1 protein-coding gene is annotated in these 251 nt (G+C 57.0%); it reads right to left on the bottom strand.

What is annotated here, in order from left to right; genetic code table 11:
• Positions 1-251: hypothetical protein (locus B0D78_RS13030; protein ID WP_205948341.1), on the bottom strand; the 251-nt coding region annotated here is incomplete at both ends.

Here is a 251-nt window from a genome sequence, read left to right on the forward strand (position 1 = left end):
ATCCCCTTCAGTGGTCGGGGTCGGGAACGGAACCACATTGTCGGGCGCTTCAGGCACTCGTGTCACTTCCTCTTCGGAAGGAGCTGGTTCCTTCTCCTTGCTGTCCTCCACTTTCTTGGTACGCTTGTCGCCCTTCTTCGGCTTCGGTTGCTCCACCGGGTCTTCGTCAACCTTGGTGTCGTCCACCACGACATGAACATCGTCAGGAATCACTTCGGAAGTGTTGTATGCCGCCCAATAGCGGTAGCCCA

The sequence above is a fragment of the Pyramidobacter sp. C12-8 genome, assembly GCF_002007215.1.
GTDB lineage: Bacteria > Synergistota > Synergistia > Synergistales > Dethiosulfovibrionaceae > Pyramidobacter.